This window comes from Stenotrophomonas sp. GD04145 (assembly GCF_029835135.1).
GTDB lineage: Bacteria > Pseudomonadota > Gammaproteobacteria > Xanthomonadales > Xanthomonadaceae > Stenotrophomonas > Stenotrophomonas maltophilia_P.
In genome coordinates this window covers 149,816-168,844 of record NZ_JAODZG010000006.1, presented here as the reverse complement: position 1 = coordinate 168,844, position 19,029 = coordinate 149,816, and the positions used below count along the sequence as shown (strand labels likewise).

19 protein-coding genes are annotated in these 19,029 nt (G+C 68.8%); 9 read left to right on the top strand and 10 right to left on the bottom strand.

Annotation, left to right across the window (positions count from 1 at the left end; genetic code table 11):
- The coding region (locus N7367_RS05730; RefSeq protein WP_279941928.1) for a hypothetical protein at positions 1 to 423 on the bottom strand (423 nt) is incomplete at its 3' end.
- 182 nt (positions 424 to 605) lie between these two features.
- Here N7367_RS05730 and N7367_RS05725 point away from each other — a divergent pair.
- The 4 genes from N7367_RS05725 to N7367_RS05710 all read left to right on the top strand — a co-directional run bounded on the left by N7367_RS05725 (position 606) and on the right by N7367_RS05710 (position 3,205).
- Positions 606 to 854, top strand: coding sequence for a hypothetical protein (locus tag N7367_RS05725; RefSeq protein WP_006475755.1), 249 nt, complete (start codon positions 606 to 608; stop codon positions 852 to 854).
- A gap of 121 nt (positions 855 to 975) precedes the next feature.
- Positions 976 to 1,893: a bestrophin family ion channel gene (locus tag N7367_RS05720; RefSeq protein WP_053517963.1), complete on the top strand. Its 918-nt coding sequence runs from the start codon at positions 976 to 978 to the stop codon at positions 1,891 to 1,893.
- Between the two features lie 19 nt (positions 1,894 to 1,912).
- Positions 1,913 to 2,902: a porphobilinogen synthase gene (gene hemB / locus N7367_RS05715; protein WP_053517964.1), complete on the top strand. Its 990-nt coding sequence runs from the start codon at positions 1,913 to 1,915 to the stop codon at positions 2,900 to 2,902.
- A gap of 33 nt (positions 2,903 to 2,935) precedes the next feature.
- Positions 2,936 to 3,205: an SHOCT domain-containing protein gene (locus tag N7367_RS05710; protein WP_111187207.1), complete on the top strand. Its 270-nt coding sequence runs from the start codon at positions 2,936 to 2,938 to the stop codon at positions 3,203 to 3,205.
- Positions 3,206 to 3,226: 21 nt separating this feature from the next.
- On the opposite strand, the gene N7367_RS05705 is transcribed toward N7367_RS05710, so the two are convergent.
- The gene (locus tag N7367_RS05705; protein WP_279941931.1) at positions 3,227 to 4,090 is read right to left on the bottom strand and encodes a hypothetical protein; all 864 of its coding nucleotides are present in this window, start codon (positions 4,088 to 4,090) and stop codon (positions 3,227 to 3,229) included.
- Between the two features lie 48 nt (positions 4,091 to 4,138).
- On the opposite strand from N7367_RS05705, the gene aroE reads away from it, so the two are divergent.
- The 3 genes from aroE to dinG all read left to right on the top strand — a co-directional run bounded on the left by aroE (position 4,139) and on the right by dinG (position 7,599).
- On the top strand, positions 4,139 to 4,984 hold the full coding sequence (aroE, locus tag N7367_RS05700) for a shikimate dehydrogenase (protein WP_065174307.1): 846 nt from the start codon (positions 4,139 to 4,141) through the stop codon (positions 4,982 to 4,984).
- Positions 4,985 to 4,987: 3 nt separating this feature from the next.
- Positions 4,988 to 5,344, top strand: a complete 357-nt coding sequence (locus tag N7367_RS05695; protein WP_053517969.1) for a hypothetical protein — start codon at positions 4,988 to 4,990, stop codon at positions 5,342 to 5,344.
- A gap of 152 nt (positions 5,345 to 5,496) precedes the next feature.
- Positions 5,497 to 7,599 carry an ATP-dependent DNA helicase DinG gene (gene dinG / locus N7367_RS05690; RefSeq protein ID WP_279941926.1) on the top strand — a complete coding sequence of 701 codons (2,103 nt, stop codon included), beginning with the start codon at positions 5,497 to 5,499 and terminating at the stop codon, positions 7,597 to 7,599.
- Between the two features lie 107 nt (positions 7,600 to 7,706).
- On the opposite strand, the gene ilvD is transcribed toward dinG, so the two are convergent.
- Positions 7,707 to 9,545, bottom strand: a complete 1,839-nt coding sequence (gene ilvD / locus N7367_RS05685; RefSeq protein ID WP_128988405.1) for a dihydroxy-acid dehydratase — start codon at positions 9,543 to 9,545, stop codon at positions 7,707 to 7,709.
- Positions 9,546 to 9,779: 234 nt separating this feature from the next.
- On the opposite strand from ilvD, the gene N7367_RS05680 reads away from it, so the two are divergent.
- Positions 9,780 to 10,352 (top strand): DUF1190 domain-containing protein, encoded by a 573-nt coding sequence (locus N7367_RS05680; RefSeq protein WP_053517972.1) that lies wholly within the window; start codon positions 9,780 to 9,782, stop codon positions 10,350 to 10,352.
- A 7-nt stretch (positions 10,353 to 10,359) separates the two neighbouring features.
- Positions 10,360 to 11,538 carry a glutathionylspermidine synthase family protein gene (locus tag N7367_RS05675; protein ID WP_065174309.1) on the top strand — a complete coding sequence of 393 codons (1,179 nt, stop codon included), beginning with the start codon at positions 10,360 to 10,362 and terminating at the stop codon, positions 11,536 to 11,538.
- A gap of 92 nt (positions 11,539 to 11,630) precedes the next feature.
- On the opposite strand, the gene N7367_RS05670 is transcribed toward N7367_RS05675, so the two are convergent.
- The 7 genes from N7367_RS05670 to N7367_RS05640 form a co-directional block, all read right to left on the bottom strand.
- The gene (locus tag N7367_RS05670) at positions 11,631 to 12,929 is read right to left on the bottom strand and encodes a DUF58 domain-containing protein (RefSeq protein ID WP_065181459.1); all 1,299 of its coding nucleotides are present in this window, start codon (positions 12,927 to 12,929) and stop codon (positions 11,631 to 11,633) included.
- Complete coding sequence (locus N7367_RS05665) at positions 12,926 to 13,912, bottom strand: MoxR family ATPase (RefSeq protein WP_074900112.1); 987 nt, start codon at positions 13,910 to 13,912, stop codon at positions 12,926 to 12,928. Before N7367_RS05665 ends, N7367_RS05670 begins: the two co-directional genes overlap by 4 nt.
- Positions 13,909 to 15,093, bottom strand: coding sequence for a DUF4350 domain-containing protein (locus N7367_RS05660; RefSeq protein ID WP_279941923.1), 1,185 nt, complete (start codon positions 15,091 to 15,093; stop codon positions 13,909 to 13,911). Before N7367_RS05660 ends, N7367_RS05665 begins: the two co-directional genes overlap by 4 nt.
- Positions 15,090 to 16,679 carry a DUF4129 domain-containing protein gene (locus N7367_RS05655; RefSeq protein WP_279941922.1) on the bottom strand — a complete coding sequence of 530 codons (1,590 nt, stop codon included), beginning with the start codon at positions 16,677 to 16,679 and terminating at the stop codon, positions 15,090 to 15,092. Before N7367_RS05655 ends, N7367_RS05660 begins: the two co-directional genes overlap by 4 nt.
- Complete coding sequence (locus tag N7367_RS05650; RefSeq protein ID WP_053517980.1) at positions 16,669 to 17,661, bottom strand: stage II sporulation protein M; 993 nt, start codon at positions 17,659 to 17,661, stop codon at positions 16,669 to 16,671. Before N7367_RS05650 ends, N7367_RS05655 begins: the two co-directional genes overlap by 11 nt.
- Positions 17,658 to 18,347 (bottom strand): RDD family protein, encoded by a 690-nt coding sequence (locus N7367_RS05645; protein ID WP_053517981.1) that lies wholly within the window; start codon positions 18,345 to 18,347, stop codon positions 17,658 to 17,660. The genes N7367_RS05650 and N7367_RS05645 overlap by 4 nt, the downstream gene beginning before the upstream one ends.
- A 122-nt stretch (positions 18,348 to 18,469) precedes the next feature.
- Positions 18,470 to 19,000: a gamma carbonic anhydrase family protein gene (locus tag N7367_RS05640; RefSeq protein WP_193396054.1), complete on the bottom strand. Its 531-nt coding sequence runs from the start codon at positions 18,998 to 19,000 to the stop codon at positions 18,470 to 18,472.
- Positions 19,001 to 19,029 lie beyond the last annotated feature (29 nt).

Genomic DNA, 19,029 nt, shown 5'->3' with positions numbered 1-19,029 from the left:
TGCCGGCGGCGCCGGGTTCGGCACCCAGATCGCCACGCCTGCGGCGCGCTTCTGCGTGGTCGGAATGCCAATGCCGAGACCGCCGCCCACATGCGAACCATAGCTGCCGGCGCCCACGGACATGCCCACCGGCGAGCCGCTGCTGCCCACGCCCATCAGCACCACGCCGTTGGCGCCCAGTGCTGCGGCTTCGCGCTTCAGCCGCGCCACGGCGGCGTCGGTCTGGCCCTGGGTGCCGAAGCCCACCGCAGAGGCGGATTCCAGCTGGGCGATCTCCTGCGAGCCGGCCGGCGGCGTTGAATAGATCTGCACCTGCGCCGGGTCGATCGGCGCCCGCGCGCGGCCCAGCATGACCTTGGAGGTGCTGGCACAACCGGCGGCGGCCAGCAGCATGGCCGCCAGTGCGGCCCAACGGATGTTCATGGCAATACCCCTGCAGGACTGGATGGGATCATCGGTGGGCCACTCTGAATCGGCGCCAACGCCCTGTGCGCCGGGCATCCAGACGCTAGCACGGCCGAGGTGAGCGGCCCGCCAACGGGAGTAGGCGACGGCGGCCGGAACGTCTATGGTTGGGACCGGGAACCAACTGCGGGAGAGCGGCGATGGGTGTGATCAGTCTGTTGTGGGGTGTACTGGCGCTGCTGTGGATGATCCTGGCGCTGATACCGCTGCTGGGCTGGGGCAACTGGTTTCTCATTCCGTTCGCTGCGGTCGGCGCGGTGATCGCCGCGCTGGGCATCCTGTTCACCCACCCGAGCAAGCGCGGCCGGGCCTGGGCCGGCCTGGTCCTGAACGGCATCGTGGTGGTGGTGGGCATCCTGCGCCTGGGCCTGGGCGGTGGCGTGATCTGAACCTGCGGCCGGGTGCGACCGGGCGTCGCAGGGCTGCGGCCCGCAGCCGGGCAGGGGCGTACAATGAACGGCTGCGCGAGCCTGCGCGTGCCTGTGAATCCGCGCCCGGCGCGGCTGCCCCATGATCATCCGACCTCGTCCCCACGGCTGGCAACTGCTGTACATCCTGCGCGGATCGATCGTTCCGGCGATCGCACCGAAGGTGCTGGCCATCCTGATCCTGTCCATCGCCGTCGCCGCGGTGGTGGAACTGGCGCCGCCGATCGGCATCGAGCGCGTCTCGGTCACGCCGTTCACCCTGCTGGGCCTGGTCCTGTCGATCTTCCTGAGCTTCCGCAACAGCGCCTGCTACGAGCGCTGGTGGGAAGGCCGCAAGCTGTGGGGGCAGCTGGTGTTCGAATCGCGCTCACTGGCCCGGCAGGTGAACCTGCTGCTGGTGGATGACGCAGGCCGCCGCCGTCGCATCGCCTATCTGGCCACCGCCTTCGCCCATGCGCTGGCCGCCCGCTTGCGCGGCCGCATCGTGGCGCTGGCGGCCTTGCCGTGGCTGGACAAGCGTCAGCGTGCGCAGCTGGCCGAGCGCGAGAACGTGCCCGATGCATTGCTGGCGATGATCGCCGCCGAACTGGCGCAGGCGCTGCGCAGCGGCGATCTCGATCCGATTCTGTACGCCCAGCTGGAAGACCGCCTGCATGCGATGTCCTCGATCCAGGCAGGCTGCGAGCGGATCCTGACCACGCCGCTGCCGTTCGCCTACACCCTGCTGCTGCACCGCTGCGCGTGGATGTTCTGTGTGCTGCTGCCGTTCGGCCTGGCCAGTTCGCTGGGCTGGGGCACGCCGGTGCTGTCGGCGGTGCTGGCCTACGCCTTCTTCGGCCTGGACCAGCTTGGCGAAGAAATGGAAGATCCGTTCGGCCTGGAGCCGAACGATCTGCCGCTGGACGCGCTGGTGCGCACGATCGAGATCGACCAGCTCGACGCGCTCGGTGAACGCCCCCTGCCCGAACCCCTGCTGCCGCAGGGCTACCTGTTGCACTAGCCACTCCTCGGAGCCTGCCATGCCTCATCCCCACTACCGCCCGCGGCGCATGCGCCATGACGAGTTCTCACGCCGCCTCATGCGCGAGAACACGCTGACCACCGACGATCTGATCTATCCGGTGTTCGTGCACGAACCGGCCGGTCGCACCGCTGTGCCGTCGATGCCCGGTGTGGAGCGGTTGTCCATCGAGGAACTGCTGAAAGTGGCCGAAGAGGCGCTGGAGCTGGGCATCCCGGTGATCGATCTGTTCCCGGTGATCGACGCCTCGCAGAAGTCGCTGGATGCCTCGGCGGCATGGGCGGAAGACGGGCTGGCGCAGCGCGCGATCCGCGCCCTGAAGTCGCGCTTCCCGGAGCTGGGCGTGATGACCGATGTGGCGCTGGACCCCTACACCACCCACGGCCAGGACGGCATCATCGATGACAAGGGCTACGTGCTAAACGACATCACGGTCGAAGCGCTGGTCAAGCAGTCGTTGTCGCATGCCGAAGCCGGCGCGGACATCGTCTCGCCGTCGGACATGATGGATGGCCGCATCGGCGCGATCCGCCGTGCGCTCGATGCCGACCATCACCTCAATGTGCGCATCATGGCCTACTCGGCCAAGTACGCCTCGGCCTTCTACGGCCCGTTCCGCGACGCGGTGGGCAGCGCGGCCAGCCTCGGCAAGGCGGACAAGAAGACCTACCAGATGGACCCGGCCAACGGCGACGAGGCGATGCGCGAGATCGCGCTGGATCTGGAAGAGGGCGCCGACATGGTGATGGTCAAGCCGGGCATGCCGTATCTGGATCTGGTGCGTCGCGTGAAGGAACAGTTCGGCGTGCCCACCTTCGCCTACCAGGTCAGTGGCGAGTACGCGATGATGAAAGCGGCGTTCGCCAATGGCTGGCTGGACGAGCGCGCCTGCGTGATGGAGTCGCTGCTTGGTTTCAAGCGCGCCGGCGCCGATGGCGTGCTGACCTATTTCGCGCCACAGGTGGCGCGCTGGCTGCGCGAGCGCTGACAATAGCGGCATCGATGGAGGGAGGAACGGCTGATGGGACCCGAACTGGGATGGATGCAATGGCTGATCTGGGGCGTCGGCACGCTGGTGTTCGGTGCCGTCATCGTCGGCGTGTTCATCGCAGCCTGGCGGGCCGGCAAACGCCCTCCCGAGCAGCTCTCCGCCGCCCGTCGGGTCGCCCGCGAACAGTCCCTGCCGGACAGCGTGCAGGCCGAACTGGCCGCGCTCAACCAGCGCAAGGACAGGGGCCAGCTGAGCGAGGCGGACTACGAACAGCAGCGCGCCAAGGTGCTGTCGCGCTGATTGCGGTGCCCGGGCCGGGATCTACCGCATGCACCCGGCCACGGCAGGCACTTTCGGTACCGCCAACCGGTAGAGATCCACGCCCCCGGCACGCGGCGCCTTCGCCGCACTGCTGGCGACCAGCATTTCCCCCGGCTTGGCGTTGTCGATCACCGGCGCACCGGTCCAGCCGCCTGCCTGGTTGAAGGACAGCCCCAGCGGCTGCAGCGCCACGCCGCTCCAGGCGCACCCGCTGCTCCATACCTGCGCGCTCGTGCCGCTGCCACGACTGAACACCACGGCGCCATCGTTGCCCAGCCAGTCAGCGTCAGTCTCGTCATCGGCGCTGTTCAATGCCGCCAACGCGGTGGCCGGGCCCCGCGCGCCCTCGGCATCCAGGGTGGCCACGAACAGATCCCAACCGGCGCCACGGCCCTGCTGGCGCGCGAACAGCAGCCGCCGGCCATCCATGCTCAGCGCTGGACCGCGCTCTTCGTACCGCCCACGCTCGCCGCGCAGGGCCTGTGCGTTGCCAAGCTGGCCATCGCGGGTCACGGCGGCACGGTACAGCGCCAGCTGGCCTTCGGTGCCCGCCGCGAACAGCAGCCAGCGGCCATCGCGGCTGAAGTAGGGATCCCGGGCCTCACCGCTGACATCGACCGCCAGCGCCTGTGCCTGCTGCCAGCGGCCATCGATCAGGCGGGCCTGCCACAGGCCCCAGCCGCCCTCGCCGCGGCGGGCGAAAACGATGCGCTGGCCGTCGGCACTGATCGTGCCGCGAGCCTCGTCGGCACGGGTCGAGACCACGCCCATGCCTTCGATGCCGTACTCGTTCAACGCCATCGCCACGGGGGCAGAGAGTAGACTGGCGGCAAGCACCAGCAGGGTCGGGGTGATGCGCATCATCCGGGTCCGTACACGAAAGAGCATCAGTCTAGCCAGCTTGAGGAATCCATGACCGACCGTTACGCCGTCTTCGGACACCCCGTCGCCCACTCGAAGTCGCCGCAGATCCACGCGACGTTCGGTCGCCAGGAAGGCATCGCCATTGACTACCGCACGATCGACCTTGCCCCCGACGCCTTCCTCGCCGGCCTGGAAGCATTCGCCGCCGAAGGTGGTGTCGGTGCCAACGTCACCCTGCCGCACAAGGAAGCCGCGTTTGCGGTCTGCACCACGCTGACGGCCCGTGCGCGCCGCGCCGGTTCGGTCAACACGCTGCTGCGCAAGGGCGAGCGCTGGCATGGTGACACCACCGACGGCATCGGCCTGGTGCGCGACCTGACCGACCGCCATGGCCTGGACCTGCGCGGCCGCCGGGTGCTGATGATCGGCGCCGGCGGCTCGGCCCGCAGCGTCGCCCCGGCGCTGCTCGATGCCGGCATCACCGAGCTGGTGGTGGTCAACCGTACGCCGGAACGCGCCGATGAACTGATCGATGCGATGGGTGAGCCGGGCCGCGCCATCAGCCGCTACTGGGAAGACCTGCGCGAGCTGGGTGACTTCGAGCTGATCGTCAACGCCACCTCTGCCGGCCGTGACCGCGACGTGGAGTTCAAGCTGCCGCTGTCGCTGGTCAATTCGATGACCACCGCAGTCGACCTGAACTACGGCGAGGCGGCCATCGCGTTCCTGGCCTGGGCGCGCGCGGCGCAGTGCCGCAATACCGTCGATGGCCTGGGCATGCTGGTCGAGCAGGCCGCCGAGAGCTTCCTGCAGTGGCACGGTGTGCGCCCGCAGACCGACGAGGTCTACCAGCAGCTGCGGCAGGGCGCCCTGGCGCTGGCCGGCGAGGACTGAGCGATGGACAACATGACCCTGCTGGTGACGGTGCTGAGCATGGTGGGCGTGCGCCTGCCGGTGCTGATCGCGCTGTGCGTGGGCCTGGTGTGGGTGGTGGGCGCGCCGCGCGATGCCACCCGCAGCGGCGCGCTGGCCGGGCTGCTGCTGTTGCTGCTGGCCAGCCTCGGCAGCATGGCAGCGGGCATCCTGCCGATGTGGATGGTCAGCAGCGGTGACTTCAGCGCGGTTTCGAGCATGAGCGCCATCCTGGGCGTGCTGCATTTCGCTCTGGCGATGGTGGAAGCGATCGGCATGGTGCTGCTGGTCTGGGCGCTGGTGCGCCTGCTGCGTCAGCGGCCGCCTGTGGCAGGCCGGTAAGGTCGTGCCGGGCATGGCCCGGCGCTGTACCGCCATCCAGCCCATGACCGCCAAGGCCCGACGCCGCTGACCCTGTTCAGCGCACGCGCCTCGGTCCCGGCCGCCGGCCATGCGACAATGACCGGCCTGATCCAGCCACGGTAGTTCCCGGCGTGACCGAAACCGTCGCCGCTCCGCGCACGCTCGATGAGCCCTTGAAGGACGCGATCCGCAAGGCTTATACGACGCTGCAGGCCAACACTCCCGGCTTCTCCACGCGCCGCTCGCAGAGCCAGATGATCGGCGTGGTGTCGCGCGCGTTGTCGAAAAGCGGTGGCGTGGGCGTGGTCGAGGCGCCCACCGGCGTCGGCAAGAGCCTGGGCTACCTGACTGCCGGCGTGCCGATCGCGCTGGCCAGCAAGAAGAAGCTGGTGATCAGTACCGGTACCGTGGCGCTGCAGTCGCAGCTGGTCGAGCGCGACATCCCGAACTTCCTCAAGGCCACCGGACTGGAAGCGACCGTGGCCCTGGCCAAGGGCCGCACCCGCTACCTGTGCACGCGCAATGCCGCCGAGGCCCAGGGCGAGGGCTCGCAGGGCGGCATGTTCGAGGATGACGCGCCCCTGTTCGACCGGCCGCTGGCGCCGATCGAAATGGATATCGCCAAGCGCCTGACCGACGCCTTCACCAGTGGCAGTTGGGATGGCGACATTGACAACGCACCGGAGACCATCAGCCCCGGCCTGCGCAGCCGCATCACCACGCCAGCCTCGGGCTGCGCCGGGCGGCGCTGTGCGTATTCGGCGCAGTGCGCGGTGCTGCGCTCGCGCAACACCGTGCGTGATGCGCAGATCGTGGTGACCAATCACGCGCTGCTGCTGTCGGCGCTGTCGATCGGCGACAGTGACAATGGCCAGCCGTTGATCGCCGCGCCCTCGGAGATGCTGCTGGTGCTGGACGAGGGCCATCACATCGGCAACGTCGCCATCGACCAGGGCGCGGCCAGCCTGGCGCTGGACGAGATGGCCAAACGCACCGGCCGCCTGCAGATCCTGATTGCCGGCGCGTACCGTGCGGTCGACAAGGACCGCCTCGGCAACCTGCTGCCGAACGAAGCCATCGACGTCGCCAGCAACGTGGCCAAGCAGCTGCGCGCATTCCGCGACCATGTCGAAGCGGTGTGGATGCCAGCGCCGGCCGACGAGGAACCGATGTGGCGCGCAGCCAACGGTCGCTTGCCGGAAGCGTGGCGCGAGCCGATCGAAGCGCTGGCCGACGATACCCGCAGCCTCTACAACTGGGCGCATGCCGCCACCGCGCAGGTGGCCAAGGGCAAGCCGGACGACCCGGCGCGTGAGCGCGTGCAGCGCAACCTCGGCATGGCGCTGGAGATGATCGAGCAGCAGTACAACCTCTGGCAGGCCTGGCGCCGCGAGGACAAGGACGGTGCGCCGCCGATGGCGCGCTGGGTCACCGCCACCCGCGACGGCGATCTGGTCCTGCATGGCTCACCGGTCTCGGCAGCGCATGTGCTGCGCAAGCTGCTGTGGGACGAGGTGGATTCGGTGGTGATGACCTCGGCGACGCTGACCGGCGGTGGCGATTTCCAGTCGCTTGCGATCGACAATGGCATTCCCGAGGAAGCCGAGATGGTTTCGCTGTCCTCGCCGTTCGACCTGCCGAACCAGGCCGAGCTGATCGTGCCGAAGTTCCCGGTCACGCCCGATGACCGCGAAGGCCATCCCCGCGAGGTGGCGCGCTACCTCGACACGGAGCTGGACTGGGCCAAGGGCTCGATGGTGCTGTTCACCTCGCGCTGGAAGATGGAGAAGGTGGCCGGACTGATGCCTGCCGCGCGCCGCAAGCAGGTGCTGGTACAGGGCGAGATGTCCAAGACCCGGCTGATCGACGAACACCTGCGGCGCGTGGCGGCGGGCGAGGGCTCGGTGCTGTTCGGGCTGAACTCGTTCGGCGAGGGCCTCGACCTGCCCGGTGAAGCCTGCACCACGGTGGTGATCACCCAGGTACCGTTCGCGGTGCCGACCGATCCGCAGACCGCTACCCTGAGCGAGTGGTTCGAGGCGCGTGGACTCAACGCGTTCAACCTGATCGCCATTCCACACGCGCTGCGCACGCTGACCCAGTTCGCCGGCCGCCTGATCCGCACCTCCACCGATACCGGGCGCGTGGTCATCCTCGATTCGCGGCTGCTGACCCGCCGTTACGGCAAGCGCATCATCGACGCGCTGCCGCCGTTCAAGCGCGTGATCGGCTGACGATCGGAAGGTAGCGCCGGGCCATGCCCGGCGAGCGCAAAGCGCGGCCTGTGTCAGGTGCCATGACCGATAAGATCGGAACGCCGCCGGGTACGGTCCGGCGGCGCCTAATCGCCCAGCAGCGCGGTGTTGCGTACGGCGCCCTTGTCGGCGCTGGTGGCCAGCAGGGCGTAGGCCTTCAACGCGCTGGTGACCTTGCGCGGGCGCGCCTCACGCGGCTTCCATCCCAACGCATCCTGCTCGGCACGGCGCGCATCCAACGTCGCCGCATCCACCAGCAGATCAATCCGCCGCGCCGGAATATCAATGCGGATGCGGTCGCCGTCGCGTACCAGCCCGATCGCACCGCCCGCCGCCGCTTCCGGCGAGGCATGCCCGATCGACAACCCGGACGTACCGCCCGAGAAGCGCCCGTCGGTCAGCAGCGCGCACTGCTTGCCCAGTCCCTTCGATTTCAGGTAGCTGGTGGGGTAGAGCATTTCCTGCATGCCGGGGCCGCCTTTCGGGCCTTCGTAGCGGATGACCACCACGTCGCCCGCCTTCACTTCGTCGGCGAGGATGCCGGCCACGGCCGCGTCCTGGCTCTCGAACACGCGCGCGCTGCCTTCGAACACGTGGATGGATTCATCCACGCCTGCGGTCTTCACCACGCAACCGTCTTCGGCCAGATTGCCGCGCAGCACGGCCAGTCCGCCTTCTGCCGAGTAGGCATGCGCGACGCTGCGGATGCAGCCTTCGGCGCGGTCCACGTCCAGCGTGGGCCAGCGCGTGGCCTGGCTGAAAGCCACCTGGGTGGGGATGCCGGCCGGGCCGGCACGGAAGAAGTCGTGCACGCTTGATTCGCTGCTGACCGCCACATCCCAGCGCTCGAGAGCATCGGCCAGGGTGCGGCTGTGCACGGTCGGCACGGTGGTATCCAACAGGCCGCCGCGCGCCAGTTCACCCAGGATGCCGTACACGCCACCCGCGCGGTGCACGTCTTCCATGTGGTACCTGGGCGTGTTCGGCGCCACCTTGCACAGCTGCGGCACGCGCCGTGACAGCGCATCGATGTGGGTCAGGTCGAAGTCCACTTCGGCTTCCTGCGCGGCGGCCAGCAGGTGCAGGATGGTATTGGTCGATCCGCCCATGGCGATGTCCAGGGTCATCGCATTGGCGAACGCGGCCTGCGTGGCGATGCCCCGCGGCAGCGCGCTTTCTTCCTCGCCGCCGTACCAGCGGTGGCACAGTTCGACGATCAGGCGGCCCGCGCGCAGGAACAGCTGTTCGCGGTCGGCATGGGTGGCCAGGGTGGAGCCGTTGCCCGGCAGCGACAGGCCCAGCGCTTCGGTCAGGCAGTTCATCGAGTTGGCGGTGAACATGCCCGAACAGGAGCCGCAGGTGGGGCAGGCGCTGCGCTCGAACTCGGCCACCTTTTCATCGCTGGCGCTCTCGTCGGCGGCGATGACCATCGCATCGACCAGATCCAGCTTGTGCTCGGACAGCCGGGTCTTGCCCGCTTCCATCGGCCCGCCGGACACGAACACCACCGGGATGTTCAGGCGCAGTGCGGCCATCAGCATGCCAGGGGTGATCTTGTCGCAGTTGGAAATGCACACCAGCGCATCGGCGCAGTGCGCGTTGACCATGTATTCGACCGCGTCGGCGATGATCTCGCGGCTGGGCAGTGAATACAGCATGCCGTCGTGGCCCATCGCGATACCGTCGTCCACGGCGATCGTGTTGAACTCCTTGGCGACGCCGCCGACCTTCTCGATCTCGCGCGCGACCAGCTGGCCGAGGTCCTTCAGGTGCACGTGGCCCGGTACGAACTGGGTGAACGAGTTGGCGATGGCGATGATCGGCTTGTGGAAATCGCCGTCCTTCATGCCGGTGGCACGCCACAGGGCGCGGGCGCCGGCCATGTTGCGGCCGGCGGTGGAGGTGCGGGAGCGGTATTCGGGCATGGCTGGCGGAACGGGCGGGCCGTACGACATGGGGTGTCGGACGATCATCGCCAATTTTTTCGGTTGCTGCTGCAACCACCGCTCGTCTGCGCGGCGCCGCCGGGCGATGCGGCGATGGCGGATCGGGCCTGACGAAAATGAAACGCCGTTCATCTTTCGGACTTTGCCGATTCCGGTTGTTGGCCCGGATCGGGCATCATTAGGGTATTGATCCGCTGCTTGAGGCATGAGGCCATGAAACGTTCCCGCACCACCGCGCTGCTGCTGATGAGCGCCGCACCGCTGCTGTTCACCGCCTGCCAGAAGGAGCCGGAGGTGAAGGTGCAGGAAGGCCTGTTCACTTCGGTCGAGGCCTGCACCGAGGCCACCGGTGATCCGTCGTCGTGCCGCAACGCGTTCGCCGAGGCGCAGAAGCAGGCCGCCGACGCTGCGCCGAAGTACGCCACCAAGGAAGCCTGCGAGCAGGACTACAAGCCCGAGCAGTGCGTGCAGCAGCACACGTCGGCAGGTACCTCGTTCATCGGCCCGATGATGATGGGCTTCTTCATGTCCCAGATGCTGAGCAACCGCGGTGGCCTGGCCCCGCAGGCGCCGGCGTCGGCACCGGCCTACCAGGACAAGAATGCGGGTTGGGCGCGTTCGGCCCCGGGCGGTACGGGGGGCCTGAACACCGCCAGCGGCATCGGCGCCGGCAAGGCTGGCCTGGCACCGGTCACCAGCGAGCCGAACCGTGCCGTTACCGCCAGCCGGGGTGGCTTCGGCAACACCAGCGCGCGTCGCAGCACCAGCGGCAGCTACGGCGGCTGATCGACCCATGCAGCGTATCCGTATCGCCGAGCGCGCCCACTGGCGGGCGCGCGCGGAGGAAGCCGGTTTCCGCTTCCACACCATCGACGGCCAGCCGTACTGGGATGAAAGCGCGTATTACGCCTTCACCCTGCGCCAGATCGAACAGGACATCGAAGATCCCAGCGCCGAGCTGCACCAGATGGCGCTCGACCTTGTGGGCGACGTGGTGGCCAGCGAGCGGCTGATGGACCAGCTGGCGATTCCCGCGCATTACCGCGACTGGATCGCCGACAGCTGGCGCCAGCGCCAGCCGCATCTGTACGGCCGGCTCGATCTGGCCTATGACGGTACCGGTCCGGCCAAGCTGTACGAGCTGAACTACGACACGCCGACCTCGCTGTTCGAGGCCAGTTTCTTCCAGTGGCAGTGGCTGGAGGACCAGCGCAACGCCGGCCGCCTGCCGCAGCATGCCGACCAGTTCAACGCCATCCATGAGGCACTGGTCGAACGTTTCGGCGAGCTCGCCGGCCGCCTGCCGCCACCGCTGTACTTCAGCGCCGTGGGCAGTTCGGAAGAGGACCGCGGCACGGTGGAATACCTGCGCGACTGTGCTTCGCAGGCAGGCCTGCACGGGCAGGGCATCGCCATCGAAGACATCGGCCTGTCCGCGGATGGCCGCTTCACCGCGCTGGACGATTCGGTGATCGGCACGCTGTTCAAGCTGTATCCGCTGGAAGACCTGATGGCCGAGGAGTTTGGCCGCGCGCTGCCCGGCTCGGGCGTGCAGCTGCTGGAACCGGCATGGAAGGCGGTGCTGAGCAACAAGGGCATCCTGCCATTGCTGTGGCAGCGCAATGTCGGCCACCCGAACCTGCTGGAGGCGCACTTCGACGACGGCAGCGCGCTGGCCACCGGATGGGTGCGCAAGCCGCTGTTCTCGCGCGAAGGCGCCAACATCGAAATGCACCTGGCCGATGGCAGCACCCAGCGTAGCGACGGCCCCTACGATGGACCGGCGATCATCCAGCGCGCGCATCCGCTGACCCGCTTCGAAGGCGGTTATCCGCTGATCGGCAGCTGGGTGGTCGGTGACCACGCCTGCGGCATCGGCATCCGCGAGGACGACAGCGCGATCACCCGCGACAGCGCGCGCTTCGTACCGCACGCAATCGTTGACGAGGCGCCGACGCGGATCTACGTCTGAGCACGGTGCGCACCCGCACACGTAGTGGACGGTAGCGCCGGGCCATGCCCGGCGTGTGCGGTGATCCGCCGGGCATGGCCCGGCGCTACCGGTCAGAGCAGGCCTTCGCGCTTCACGGCCAAGTAGCGTTCCACCAGCGCGGCCGGCAGGGCATCGGCGGTCACGTCCAGAACCATCACCTTCTCGCTGCGCAGTGCCTCGTGCGCCTTCGCGCGCTGCTGCAGGTACAGCGCCGCGGCGCCGGCCTGCGCGGCGTCCTCCAGCGTATGCACCTCGCCTTCGAGCGCGCCGTCCAGCTCGTGCTCGCGTAGGCTGGCCACGCACACCAGGTGGCGGCGCTGCAGCAGGCGCACCGCGGCCAGGAGGTCCTCGATGTCTTCGTCGCGCACGTTGCTGACCAGCATCACCAGCGCACGGCGTCGCTGGCGCAGGGATACTTCGGTGGCGGCGGCCAGGTAATCGGTGGCTACCGGCTGCGGCTGCAGGTCGTAGCTGGCCCGCAGCAGATGCTCGACGGTGCCCATGCCGCGCTGTGGCTGCACCCACCGACGCTCGCCGCCGACGGCGAACAGGCCAGCCGCATCGCCCTGCCGCAACGCCAGATAGGCGACCACCAGCGAGGCGTTCAAGGCGTGGTCGAAGTGCGAGAGTCCGCCTTCGCTGGCCAGCATGCGGCGGCCACTGTCGAGCATCAGCAGCAACTGCTGGTTCTTCTCGTCCTGGTACTCGCGGGAGATCAGCTTGCGTGCGCGGGCGGTGGCCTTCCAGTCGAGCTGGCGCAGGCTGTCGCCGACGCGGTACTCGCGCATCTGGTGGAAGTCAGTGCCTTCACCACGCCGGCGCTTCACGTGGGCGCCCACCAGGCGTGAGGCCTGATCGGCGCTGAACAGCGCGAAGCGGGTCAGCGGCACGAAGTTCGGATAGACGCGGACGTCCAGCAGAGGGGGCAGGGTGCGCTGCTGCCACCACAGGCGCCATGGCGAGCGGATGCGCAGCTGCACGCCCTCGAAGCGGAAGCGTCCGCGCTGCTGCGGCTGCAGGGCGTAGTGCAGCGCGCAGGCATGCCCGGGACGCAGCTGCACGCGCTGGGGCAGCGACTCCAGTGGCCAGCCACCCGGCACCAGATCGAATACCTGCACCCGCATCGGCTCTGTGGTCTGCAGGCGCAGGCCCACCTCGCGGCGCACGCCCAGGGCCAGCGCTTCGGGCAGCTCGCGCTGCACCTGTGGCGACGGTCGCCGGGCCTGCCGCCACAGGTCCAGCAACGCCAGCGTACCGATCACCGTGGCAACCAGTGCCCAGCTCCAGCGCGGCAATGCGCCGGCCAGCACCACGCCTCCCAGCGCAGCCCAGGCCAGCAGCAGGACCAGCAGCAGCGGCGCAGGCCTCATCGGCGCGGTGCTTCCACCTTGGCCAGCAGCGCACCCAGCACATCGTCTGCGTCCTGGCCTTCGATCTGCAGTTCCGGTGCCAGCGCGATGCGGTGGCGCAGCGCCGGACGCGCGATGTCGCGCACGTCATCGGGGGTGACGAAGTCACGACCTGCCAGCACGGCCTGCGCGCGCGCAGCACGCACCAGCGCGATGCTGCCACGCGGTCCAGCGCCCACGGCGATGCCGGGCCATTGCCGGGTGGCGGCGACGATGCGCACGGCGTAGTCGATCACTTCGTCATCGACGGTGATCGCGGCCGTGGCCTGCTGCAGCTGCAGCAGTTCTCCGGCGCCCAGTACGCGCGGCACCCGGCTCAGGTCGAAATCGCTGGCGGCGCGGCCACGGGTGATGGCCGTGACCATGCGTTTCTCGTCCTCCAGCTGCGGATAGTCGATCAGCACCTTCAACAGGAAGCGATCCAGCTGCGCTTCCGGCAGCGGGTAGGTGCCTTCCTGTTCCAGTGGGTTCTGCGTGGCCAGGGCCATGAACGGCGGCGCCAGGGTGAACGCCTTGCCTTCGATGGTCACCTGGCCCTCCTGCATCACTTCCAGCAGTGCGGACTGGGTCTTGGCCGGTGCACGGTTGATCTCGTCGGCCAGCAGCAGGTTGGTGAACACCGGCCCGCGACGGATCTTGAAGCTTTCGCTCTTCGGATCGTAGACGGCGTGGCCGCTGACATCGCTGGGCATCAGGTCCGGCGTGAACTGCACGCGGCCATAGTCCAGTTCCAGTGCCTGCGCCAGTGCGCGCACCAGCAGTGTCTTGCCCAGTCCGGGCACGCCTTCGATCAGGACATGGCCGCCAGCCAGAAGGGCAACCAGGATCTGGTCAAGCACGTCAGCCTGGCCGATGAAGGCGTGGCCGACGGCCTGGCGGATGGCGTCGACGCGTTCGATCAGGCGGGCATTGGCGGCCGCCGGATGTTCGGGGACTTCGGTCATAGCAGGGATCTCATCTGGAGCAGCAAGCGGATGCGCTCGCGCAGGGCGGAGGAATCGTGCGGCGGAGGGGGGGTCAGGGCACTGGCAACGCGGCTGCGCGGCCACTGCAGCAGTTCGGCGATGGCCTGTTCGCGTGGCGCGCCTTCCAGCGCAGCAGCGAGTGGCGCGCGCAGGCGCAGGCGATGCAGGAACAGGGCATGCACGGCCTGGTACAGGCGCACGCCCTGGCCGAAGCGCAGCAGCAGTTCGCCGCTGGCGCGCACATGTTCCAGCAGCGAGCGGCGCTCGATCACGGGCGATGGCAACAGGCTGCCGAACCGCTGCGAGCGCGCCCACAGCCAGGCCAGCAGTGCCATCAGCAGCGGTACCCACAGCGGCCAGCCCTGGTAGAACAGGCGCACCCACAGTGACGGCGGACGACTGGCATAGACCAGCCACATGGCGCCCTTGCCGTAATTGGGATCGAGCAGGTAGCGGGTCAGATCGCGGTGGGAACGGTCGTGCAGGCCGTCGCTGGCCTGGCCCTTGGCTGCGGCCATCCGCGCGGCCTGCGACTCCACTTCGCTGCGCATGAAATCCATGTCCGCCAGCACGCTCACCCGGCCCTGGCCGTGACGCAGGCGCGCGAACACCAGGTCGTGCCCGCTGCCCCACCGGCGTTCGGTCCGCGCCTCAGCGGCGAAGCCAAGCGTGAAGCGCCGGCCCTGGCAGAATTCCACGTGGCCGGGATCGTCCTGGACATGGAAGGGCTGGCAGTCGCTGCGCTGGTAAAGGCTGTCCACGCCGAGTGCATCCAGCAGCGGCCCCTGCGTGCTGCCGGCATCGTCCTCGGCCGGCGGCGGCGTGCGCAGCAGCAGATGGCCACCGCCGTCGACCCACGCCAACAGCGCCCTGGCGGCCGGCGCCGGCAGCTCGCTGCTGTCCTGCAGCAGCACCACCGTGTCCTGCGGCCCCAGCGCCATCTGCTGCAGGTCCAGCCGCGGCCGCGCATGCACCTCGATGCCATCGGCGCGCAGCGCCTGCCCGAGCACGTACAGCGGGTTGTAACGGGCCTCGCCCTGCGGCGGCAGCGTGACCGTTTCGGTGACCCGCTCATGGGTACGCATGAACAGGATCGCCAGTGGCACGCCGAGCAGCAGCAGCGTCCCCAGCAACAGTGACCAGAACAGGCGCGGGTTCATGCCTGCCACCCGTACTGCTGGCGCAGGGTCGTGGCCAGCGCATCGAAATCGCCGCGGCTGGGCAGGTGACCACCGTAGGCGGCGTATTGCCACATCCGCACGATGCGCGCGAACAGTTCACGGTCGACGCTGTCGGGCATGCGTCGCGAGGCACGCAGGCACTGCGATTCGGTGGCGCCCGGAGGCAGTGCGGTGCCGGCACGCTCGCTGACCGTGCGCACGCTGGCCCGGTACAACAGGGCCAGCGCCTGGCGCGGCCGGCCCTGGTCCCACAGCAGACCAGCCTGGGTCGCCACGTCCGGCGGCAGCACCACCGGCAGCTCGACCTGTTCCTCGACCACGTGCGGCGCCGCTGCGGCCCGGCGGCGGCCCGAGCCGCGCAGCCACGGCAGCCACAACCGTGCAGTCAGCACCAGCACCAGAAGGAGGGCACCGAGCAGGCCCCACAGGCCCCATTCGGCCAATCGCGCCAGCCAGGCGATGCTGCTGCTGCGCGACGTGCGTTGGCTCTGGCTGCTGCCGTCGCGTTCCAGTTCCTTGCGTGCGTCCTTTTTCTCTTCCGCCTCTTCGATCGCTTTCCACTGCGTGACCTGGCGGGTCGGGCGCTGCAATGGATCCTCGTAGGCGCGGCTCACGGCCTGGCGGAAGCCCGCGGTATCCACCGGGGTGTCGCCGAAGATCATGGCGGGTGTATCGCCGGGGTTGATCTGCGGTGCCCGGCGCGCGTCGCTCTTGCGGTTGCTCGATGCGTCACCCTCCTGCGCGTGCACCGGCATGGAGGTGAGCGGCAGTGCCAGGCACAGCAGCAGCGCCAGCGACGAGGCAACCGGCAGCAGGCGTTCGCGCAGCCGGCGCAGGGCGATCTCCACGTCCCAGGCTTCCATCTGTGTACGTCGATTCAAGTACAGGCCGAACCCGGCACCGACGTAGAACGGTCCGATCAGCACGGAGGCCAGCCAGCAGGCCAGATTGAATCCCAGCTTCGCCCAGGCGGGCGTGTCCCTGCCGATCATGTCCCAGGCCGCGCGCCAGGAATCGGAGAGCAGCTCGAACGGGATGAACATGAACACCGCGCCGATCGCGCCTGCGACCAGTACGCCCTCGAACACCATGCAGGCTACGGTCAGCACCAGCGCCGGACCCGCCGCGCCGGCTGTGACCGCGCGCCGGCGCGGGCCACGCTGTTCGGCGGTGTTGCCCTCCAGCAGGTTGACCGGCAGGCACAGGCTGCGCAGCACGCTGAAGCGACGCCAGCCCAGGTAGCCCCAGAAACCACGGTTGCCCCACTGCCGCTGTGCCCGCAGGGCGGCCAGGGCGGTGACCGGCTCGCCGAACACACCGCGTGACAGCACATACAGCGGCGCGCGTTCGAACACGGGCTTGCACCACCACATCAGCAGCCAGGCCAGGCCAAATGCGTCCAGCCACCAGCCCAGTGCGTTGGCGATCACGAACAGTGGTGCGCTGGCCAGCAGCCAGCTGCCCCACACCGCACGCGCATGCCGGCGGGTCAGCGCGCTGCCCAGCTCCATCGCTTCCCAGCCGCTGCGTGCGCGCAGCACGACGTCCAGGCGATCAATGCGCATCGCCGCCTCCGCGTCCGCCACGCCACAACCACAGCAGCACGCCGGCCCACAGCACCCCGGCCACACTGAACTTGCCCCACGCCGGCACTTCGGCAATGGACGACCAGAACGCCTCCACGAACGCCGCGACCAGCAACATGAAGGCCACGCCCAGGCACAGCCGGGCACCGATGCGGCCACCTTCGACCAGTGCGTCCAGGCGGCTGCGGCGTCCGGGCGCCAGCAGCTTCATGCCCAGCTGAAGACCGGCGCCGCCTGCGATGACGATGGCGGTGAGCTCGAATGCACCGTGGCCGACCACGAAGCGCCAGAAGGGATCACCATGGCCGATGTGCTGCAGGTGGCCGGCCACCGCGCCGATGATGACGCCGTTGAACAACAGCACCAGCAGCGTGCCCAGCCCGGCCAGCAGGCCGCTGGCGAAAGTGCGCAGGGCGATGCTGATGTTGTTCATGATGTAGTGGCCGAACATCATCCAGTCGGTACCGCTGTCGCGGCCCAGGCGTTCGGCAGCCGGGTCGTACATGCGTTCCATTTCGGCGATCTGGCGGTTGTCCATCACCTGGTGGATCAGGTCCGGGTACAGCTGCACCAGCACGAAGCAGCCCACCGCCGGCAGCGCGAACATCGCCAGGGCGGCCCACATGCTGCGTGCCTGGCTGCGCACCAGCAGCGGGAAATCGGCCACCAGGAATTCAAGCGCGCGCCGCCAGCGCGTGGGAGGCGTCCGGTACAGCACGCTGTGGCCCTGCTGCATCAGCTGTTGCAGGCGCTGCACCAACTGCGGGCTGTAGCCCCGCTCACGGGCCAGTGCCAGCTGCTGGCACAGCCGCCGGTAACGCTGTGGAAACGCAGTGTCGTCCAGCGTGGTGGCCGCGGGCTGGCGGCGGCGACGGCGGGAGGCGCCGGCACGCAGCAGCAGCCACTGCTCCAGGTCCAGCCATTCCTGCTGATGGCGGGCGACGAACTGTTCCTGCTTCATCGCCGTCCCAGCAACCAGTTTGCCATCGCATACAGGCGCAGCACGCCGACCTGGCCATGGGTGCCGGTCAATGGTTCGGCGATGGCGGCCAGTTCCTGCTGGCGGAGCGGTGCCAGCCGCGGGGCACGCTCGGCGAAGGCCAGCAGCGCCGCCTGTTCCTCCGGCCGCAGCGGCTGCGGTGGCGCCAGCACGCTGTCGATGGTGGCCGGCGGCGGCAGGTACAGCGCCGGCGCGTGCACCACCACGGTGCCGGCGACCAGATCGCCCAGGCGGCGGCCATGCGCGTCGAACAGGCTGCTGAGCAGGCCCAGCGCGTAGGCGAACGGCAGCATGTCGACGGTCCGCAGCAGGTTGCGGGTGATCGCCGCCATCCAGCCCACCGGCGCGCCATCACGGGCCAGCACGCGCAGGCCCAGCGCGCGCTTGCCCGGGGTGCGGCCCCACAGCGCCTCGCAGACGATCGGATACGCCCAGTACACCAGGAACATCAGGGCCAGGTAGAGGCCGGTGCCGAATTCCTTCAACAGTGCCAGCGGGATCGACAGCGCGGCAAGAATCGCGAAACGAATGGCCAGATCGACCAGCCAGGCCAGCGCACGTGGCACCGGACCGGCGGCCGGCAGCTGCAGCGGCACGCCTTCCGGCGTCACCACCTCGCGGTAGGTGTCGAGCATCGGTGCGGCCATCAGAGCAACGGCCTTCGTTGTGGGCGCTGGAGTCCTCTCCGGCTGGCAACCACAGGCATGGGGGTCTCGACAGTTCCTGGTCGGGCCCAGACTTTAGCAGAGCGCGCCGTCAGTCGAGGGCCTCAGCCCAGGTATTCGTCCTTCAGCCGGACGTAGTGGTCGGCCGAGTAATGCAGCGACTCGACCTCCCTGTCGCTCAGCATGCGCGCCGGCCGGGCGGGATTGCCCAGCCAGAGTTCGCCTTCGCCGACCACCTTGCCCGGGCCCACCACTGCACCAGCACCGACGAAGCCGTGGCGCTCCACGCGCGCGCCATCGAGGATGCAGGCGCCCATTCCGATCAGGCTGTAATCGCCGATGCTGCAGGCATGGATGATGCAGCCGTGGCCGACTGTCACGCCTTCGCCGATCAGGGTCGGATGGCCGGCCTTGTTGTACGGGCTGTGATGGCTGACGTGGATGATGGTGCCGTCCTGCACGTTGGTGCGGGCGCCGATGCGGACGAAATTGACGTCGCCACGGATGACGGTACCCGGCCAGATCGAAACATCGTCGGCAAGCTCCACGTCACCAATGAGGGTACACGCCGGGTCGACGTATACGCGTGCGCCGAGCACCGGCATCTTGTCGCGGAAAGGGCGCAGCGGGGTCATCGGTGTCTCCGGAAATCAGGGCGATCGCG

What these genes read in the sequence shown, in the direction of transcription:
- N7367_RS05725 (WP_006475755.1), top strand. Translation starts at nt 606, where the DNA reads ATGGGTGTGATCAGTCTGTTGTGGGGTGTACTGGCGCTGCTGTGGATG.
- N7367_RS05720 (WP_053517963.1), top strand. Translation starts at nt 976, where the DNA reads ATGATCATCCGACCTCGTCCCCACGGCTGGCAACTGCTGTACATCCTG.
- hemB (WP_053517964.1), top strand. Translation starts at nt 1,913, where the DNA reads ATGCCTCATCCCCACTACCGCCCGCGGCGCATGCGCCATGACGAGTTC.
- N7367_RS05710 (WP_111187207.1), top strand. Translation starts at nt 2,936, where the DNA reads ATGGGACCCGAACTGGGATGGATGCAATGGCTGATCTGGGGCGTCGGC.
- N7367_RS05705 (WP_279941931.1), bottom strand. Translation starts at nt 4,090, where the DNA reads ATGATGCGCATCACCCCGACCCTGCTGGTGCTTGCCGCCAGTCTACTC.
- aroE (WP_065174307.1), top strand. Translation starts at nt 4,139, where the DNA reads ATGACCGACCGTTACGCCGTCTTCGGACACCCCGTCGCCCACTCGAAG.
- N7367_RS05695 (WP_053517969.1), top strand. Translation starts at nt 4,988, where the DNA reads ATGGACAACATGACCCTGCTGGTGACGGTGCTGAGCATGGTGGGCGTG.
- ilvD (WP_128988405.1), bottom strand. Translation starts at nt 9,545, where the DNA reads ATGCCCGAATACCGCTCCCGCACCTCCACCGCCGGCCGCAACATGGCC.
- N7367_RS05680 (WP_053517972.1), top strand. Translation starts at nt 9,780, where the DNA reads ATGAAACGTTCCCGCACCACCGCGCTGCTGCTGATGAGCGCCGCACCG.
- N7367_RS05675 (WP_065174309.1), top strand. Translation starts at nt 10,360, where the DNA reads ATGCAGCGTATCCGTATCGCCGAGCGCGCCCACTGGCGGGCGCGCGCG.
- N7367_RS05670 (WP_065181459.1), bottom strand. Translation starts at nt 12,929, where the DNA reads ATGAGGCCTGCGCCGCTGCTGCTGGTCCTGCTGCTGGCCTGGGCTGCG.
- N7367_RS05665 (WP_074900112.1), bottom strand. Translation starts at nt 13,912, where the DNA reads ATGACCGAAGTCCCCGAACATCCGGCGGCCGCCAATGCCCGCCTGATC.
- N7367_RS05660 (WP_279941923.1), bottom strand. Translation starts at nt 15,093, where the DNA reads ATGAACCCGCGCCTGTTCTGGTCACTGTTGCTGGGGACGCTGCTGCTG.
- N7367_RS05655 (WP_279941922.1), bottom strand. Translation starts at nt 16,679, where the DNA reads ATGCGCATTGATCGCCTGGACGTCGTGCTGCGCGCACGCAGCGGCTGG.
- N7367_RS05650 (WP_053517980.1), bottom strand. Translation starts at nt 17,661, where the DNA reads ATGAAGCAGGAACAGTTCGTCGCCCGCCATCAGCAGGAATGGCTGGAC.
- N7367_RS05645 (WP_053517981.1), bottom strand. Translation starts at nt 18,347, where the DNA reads ATGGCCGCACCGATGCTCGACACCTACCGCGAGGTGGTGACGCCGGAA.
- N7367_RS05640 (WP_193396054.1), bottom strand. Translation starts at nt 19,000, where the DNA reads ATGACCCCGCTGCGCCCTTTCCGCGACAAGATGCCGGTGCTCGGCGCA.